General features: G+C 71.6%; 4 protein-coding genes. 2 read left to right on the forward strand and 2 right to left on the reverse strand.

Annotated features, from left to right (window positions below; all coding sequences use genetic code 11):
• Window positions 1-97: 97 nt before the first annotated feature.
• Window positions 98-1900, reverse strand: a complete 1803-nt coding sequence (locus ACFW16_RS19995; protein WP_380308188.1) for an ABCB family ABC transporter ATP-binding protein/permease — start codon at window positions 1898-1900, stop codon at window positions 98-100.
• 101 nt (window positions 1901-2001) lie between these two features.
• On the opposite strand from ACFW16_RS19995, the gene ACFW16_RS20000 reads away from it, so the two are divergent.
• Complete coding sequence (locus ACFW16_RS20000) at window positions 2002-2628, forward strand: 2-hydroxychromene-2-carboxylate isomerase (RefSeq protein WP_380308190.1); 627 nt, start codon at window positions 2002-2004, stop codon at window positions 2626-2628.
• Window positions 2629-2744: 116 nt separating this feature from the next.
• On the opposite strand, the gene ACFW16_RS20005 is transcribed toward ACFW16_RS20000, so the two are convergent.
• Entirely contained in the window at window positions 2745-3854 is a 1110-nt protein-coding gene (locus tag ACFW16_RS20005) for a peptidoglycan-binding protein (protein ID WP_380308192.1), read from the reverse strand.
• A gap of 128 nt (window positions 3855-3982) precedes the next feature.
• Between ACFW16_RS20005 and hisS the strand changes: the two genes are divergently transcribed.
• Complete coding sequence (gene hisS, locus ACFW16_RS20010; RefSeq protein WP_380308194.1) at window positions 3983-5326, forward strand: histidine--tRNA ligase; 1344 nt, start codon at window positions 3983-3985, stop codon at window positions 5324-5326.
• Window positions 5327-5402 lie beyond the last annotated feature (76 nt).

The raw sequence follows: 5402 nt of genomic DNA on the forward strand, positions 1-5402 counted from the left end.
TTTTTTGGGGGGGTTGGTTTTGGGTGGGGGCGCGCCCCCACACCCAAAGTTTGGGGGGTGGGGGTGTTGGGTTCGCGACGCGAACCCAACCTACGCCTCACTCGGCTGCAGGCTCGGCGACTCTATGTTGCCGCTGCCACAAGGCAGCGTAGAGCCCGTCCCGGGCCAGCAGCACTCCGTGGCTGCCGCGCTCGGCGATCCGGCCGCGGTCCAGCACCAGGATCTCGTCGGCATGGACCACTGTCGACAGCCGGTGGGCGATGATCAGGGTCGAGGTGCCGCGCGAGGCCTCGGCCAGCCGCTCCTGGATCGCCTGCTCGGTGGCGCTGTCGAGCGACGAGGTCGCCTCGTCGAAGATGAACAGCCGCGGCTGCTTCAAGACGGCGCGGGCGATGGCGACGCGCTGCTTCTCGCCGCCCGACAGCTTCAGCCCGCGCTCGCCGACCCGGGTGTCCCAGCCGTCCGGCAGCCCGGCGACGAAGCGGTCGAGCTGGGCGATCCGGGCCGCCGCCTCGACCTCTTCTTGCGTCGCCTCGGGCCGGCCGAACACCAGGTTGTCGAACAGCGTCTCGTTCAACAGCACCGTGTCCTGCGGCACCACGGCGATGGCGGCGCGCAGCGAGGCCTGGGTGATCTCGCGCAGGTCCTGGCCGTCGATCAGGATCCGGCCCTCGGACGGGTCGTAGAAGCGGAACAGCAGCCGGGCGATGGTCGACTTGCCGGCGCCCGAGGCGCCGACCACGGCGACCGTCCGCCCGGCCGGCAGGGTGAAGGAGACGTCGCGCAGGATCGGCCGGCGCGGATCGTAGGCGAAGGAGACATGCTCGAAGACGAGGGCGCCGCGTCCGGGCGGCAGCGGCAAGGCGCCCGGCGCATCCGTCACCTCCGGCGCCTCGTCCAGCAGCGCGAACATCTGCTCGACCGACCCCAGCGAGTTGCGGATCACCCGGTACAGGCGGCTCAACTGCTCCAGCGGCCGGGCCAGGCGGACGAAATAGGTGTTCAGCAGCACCAGGTCGCCGACCGACATGGTGCCGGCCTGCACCGCCTGGCCGCCGAGGATCAGCAGCACGGCGAGGCCGACGCTCAGCACCGTCATCTGGGCGATGCCGTTCAGGCTGCGCAGCGCCAGGCCGCGCGCGGCCAGCCGCTCCACCTCCTCCAGCCGCTCGTCGTAGCGGCGGCCGATCGCGCCCTCGGCGCCGAAATACTTCACCGTCTCGTAGTTGATCAGGCTGTCGATGGCGACGGCATGGGCGCTGCTGCTCTCCCGGTTCATGGTCCGGATCGTGCTGCGCAGGCTGTCGGCGCCCAGCGTCATGGCCCAGGCGAAGGCGGCCAGGGTGGCGGCGGTGACCAGGGCGTAGAAGGGCGGCAGATGCGCCAGCAGGATGAAGCAGGTGGCGGCGATCTCGATCAGGAGAGGCAGGATGCGGAAGGCGACGTCGTAGATCAGCTCGCGGATGCCCGACAGGCCGCGGCCGAGGTCCTCGCTCACCGCGCCGGTGCGGCGGCCGAGATGGAAGCGCAGCGACAGCCCGTGCAGATGGGTGAAGAAGGTGCGGCTCAGCCGCCTGACCAGCCGGTGCTCGATCGGGCCGTAGGCGGCGTATTGCATCTCGCCCAGGATGCGCCCGATCCAGGAGGCGACGGCATAGGCCGAGATGATGCCCATCGCCCCGACCGCCCAGGCGTTCGCCTTCCCCGCATAGGCGTCGATCGCCAGGGAGAACAGGAGCGGCACCAGCGCCACGGCGAAGGAGGACAGGAACACCAGCGCCACGCAGGCCAGGATGCGGAAGCGCACGCCCCAGCTCTCGCCCTGCCACAGATAGGGCATGACCCGGGCCAGCGTGGCCAGGTCGCCCCGCGCGCCGTGGTCCCCTCGGGGCGGTGTCATCGACATCGGTGTCCGTCCGTTCGTCTCCGCCATCTTAAACGGAAGGTGGCCGCAGGTCCGTCGCCGATCTAGGCTCGGGCGAACAGCGGGAGGAAGGCCGGATGCCGTCGCCGATCGAGTTCTATTTCGACTTCGCCAGCCCCTACGGCTATCTCGGCGCCACCCGGATCGACGCGCTGGCCGCACGCCACGGCCGGACCGTGGTCTGGAAGCCGGTGCTGCTGGGCCCGATCATGAAGCGGATCGGCACCCAGCCGATCCGCGACCTGCCGGTGCGCGGGCCGTATCTGGAGCGGGACGCGGCGCGCTTCGCCGCCTTCCTCGGCGTGCCCTTCACATTGCCGGCGCAATGGCCGATCGCGGCGCTGGCGCCGTCGCGGGCGGTCTGGTGGCTGGCCGACGACCGGCCGGCCCTGGCGCACGACCTCGCCGCCGCGCTCTACGATGCGCATTGGGGCCGCGGCGAGGACATCGCGGCGCCCGAGGCGGTGGCCCGGATCGCCGCCGGGCTCGGCCTCGACGAGGCGGAGACCGCGGCCGCGATCCAGCGGCCGGAGATCAAGGACCGGCTGCGCGCCGAGACCGAGGCGGCGGCGGCGAAGGGCGTGTTCGGTTCGCCCTTCTTCCTGCTGGACGGCGAGGGCTTCTGGGGCGCCGACCGGCTGGACCAGCTGGTATGGCGCCTCCAGGGCAGCCCGGGGCGCCCGTTCGAGGCTGCGCTGGCGTGAGTCGGCTGGTGGTGGTTTCGAGAACCGGAGCGCAGCGGACGTTTGAGTCCGTGAGCACCGGAAGCGCAGAAACCGCCATCAGACGGCCACGCCAGTAGCGGCCGCGGACGGGTGCCTTACCTGACCTTCTCCGGCTTGTAATACTCCGGCGCCCAGCCCTTGCCGGTCCAGCGGAACAGCCGGTTGCCGTCGATCAGCAGGTCGCGCTTGCCGGCGCTGTAGCTCGGCGCCAGGCCCAGGTCGTGCGCCTTGCCGTCGGCGACCGGGGTCAGCGACTGCGAGCCTTCGGCCAGGATCTCCCAGGGGCAGCCATTGGCGTCGCAGTGCTTGGCGTCGTTCCAGAACACGATCACGTCCGGGGTCAGCTGGCCGGGCTTCTCGTCCAGCTCCATCTCGGCCACCTGGAACGGCGCGTCGCGCCAGTTGATCACCGCCGGCGCCACCATCGGCGCGTAGCGCGACTCGAGCAGCGGGATCAGCCGGTCGGGGATCGGGCTCAGCCAGCGCAGGGGCGGCGGCGGGGTGTCCGGGGTGGGGGCGGTCGGCGGCGCCGCCGCGGCGGTGTCGGTCTGGGCGGGCGCGGCGGCGCCGGCGTCGCCCTGGGCCGGCGGGGTGGCCGGCGGCGTGGTCGGGGTCGGCGCGCCCGGCGTGGCGGCGACGGCGCGGCCGCCGCTGGCGAGATGGGCCACGGTCTCCACCGTCAGCCCGTTGTCCGGGGGCAGGCTGTTCTTCTGCTGATAGTCGCGCACCGCGGCCAGGCTGCGCTGGCCCAGCACCCCGTCGACCTGGCCCAGCCGATAGCCCGCCCCGTTCAGGGCGCTCTGCACCGCGCCGATCTCGGCCCGGTCGAACTCGATCGCCGGGCTGTCATAGACATAGGTCCCGGCGATGCGGGGCGCGCCGTCGCAGTTCTTCGGCAGCGCGTTCGCCGTGTCGATCGTGGCGCCGCGGCCGTCGAAGCGGATCGCCAGCGCGGCGCCGGTGTTGCTGGTCCAGGTGATGGTGTCGCCCACCGGCTTCGCCATGCCGGACATCAGGCAGATGCCGCCGCGGGTGGACCGGTGCAGCAGGAAGGCGACGCTGCCGTCCTGCGTCGGCTCCACCAGCAGGCGGATCGCGGCGCCGCCGCTGGCCGCATAGGTGCCGGGCTCGATGTTGGCGGCAGAAGCGGTGCCCGCCCAGCCGGCAGTCGCGGCCAGGCAGGCCAGGGCAAGGAAGGAACGCATCCGGGGCTCTCCGTGTCGTCTCGTCGCCGTGCGAAACGTCCGGGGCGCAGGTCCGGTTCCGATTCCCCGCGGGTGACGGCGGCGGCGCGATCGGCTAAACCGCCACACTCTCCAGGAAGATGACCGCCATGTCCGAGACCCGAATCATCAAGCCCCAGCCGATCAGCGGCTTCCCGGAATGGCTGCCGGAGGAGAAGCTGGTCGAGGATCGCGTCCTGCGCATCATCCGCGAGGAGTACGAGCGCTACGGCTTCACCCCGATCGAGACCGCGGCGGTGGAGCGGCGCGAGATCCTGACCGCCAAGGGCATCGTCGAGAAGGAGATCTACGCCCTGTCCCGCCTGGCGGCGGGGGAGGGGGAGGATCCCTCGACCGACATGGCGCTGCATTTCGACCTGACCGTGCCGACCGCGCGCTACGTGGCGCAGAACGCGGCGCGGCTGACCTTCCCGTTCCGGCGCTACCAGATCCAGAAGGTGTGGCGCGGCGAGCGGCCCCAGGCCGGCCGGTTCCGCGAATTCTACCAGGCCGACATCGACGTCATCGGCAACGGCAGCCTGGGCCTGCTCAACGACGCCGAGATCCCCTGCGTCATCAACGCCATCTTCGCCCGCATCGGCATCGGCGAATTCGTCATCCGCATCAACAACCGCAAGCTGCTGCAGGGCTATCTGCTCGACCAGGGCCTCACGGCCGAGGGCGTCGGCGCGGCGCTCAAGGTGATCGACGCGATCGAGAAGGTCAGCCGCGAGCGCACTCTGGCCGACCTCGCCGCCCAGGCCGGCATCGACCCGGGCACGGCGGCGCGGATCGTCGACCTCGTCACCCGCCCGGTGACCATCGCCGACCTGCGCGCGATCGAGGGCGGCGATCTCTACCGCGAGGGGCTGGACGAGCTGGGCCAGGTGGCCGACGGCCTCGCCGCCTTCCAGGTGCCGGCGCATCGCTGGCGCATCGACCTCGCCATCGTCCGCGGCCTCGACTACTACACCGGCACGGTCTACGAGACCCAGCTGGTGGCGAACCCGGAGGTCGGCAGCATCTGCTCCGGCGGCCGCTACGAGGACCTGGCCAGCAACTACACCAAGGCGAAGCTGCCGGGCGTCGGCATCTCGATCGGCGTCACCCGGCTGCTGTCGCGCCTGTTCGACGCCGGCCTCTTGAAGCCCGGCGCCGCCACCCCGGCCCCGGTGCTGGTGACGGTGATGGACCGGGCGCAGCTGCCCTATTACCTCGGCCTGGCCACGGCGCTGCGCTCCGGCGGCATCGCGACCGAGCTGTACACCGAGGGCAGGAAGGTCGGCGACCAGCTGAAATACGCCGACAAGAAGGGTTTTCGGCTGGCCGTGATCGCCGGCGAGACCGAGATCGCCGCCGGCACGGCCGTGCTGAAGAACCTGTCGTCCGGCGAGCAGTCGACCCACCCGCAGGGCGACCTGGCCGACGCCGTGCGGCAGGCCCTGGCCGGGTAGGGGCTGATGGGCGGGGCAGGGCCATCCCCAATCGAGTCCCCCCTCCCCTTGCGGGAGGGGGGTAGGGGGAGGGGGC

It is taken from the genome of Inquilinus sp. NPDC058860 (assembly GCF_042743185.1).
In the GTDB taxonomy this organism is placed as follows: domain Bacteria; phylum Pseudomonadota; class Alphaproteobacteria; order DSM-16000; family Inquilinaceae; genus Inquilinus.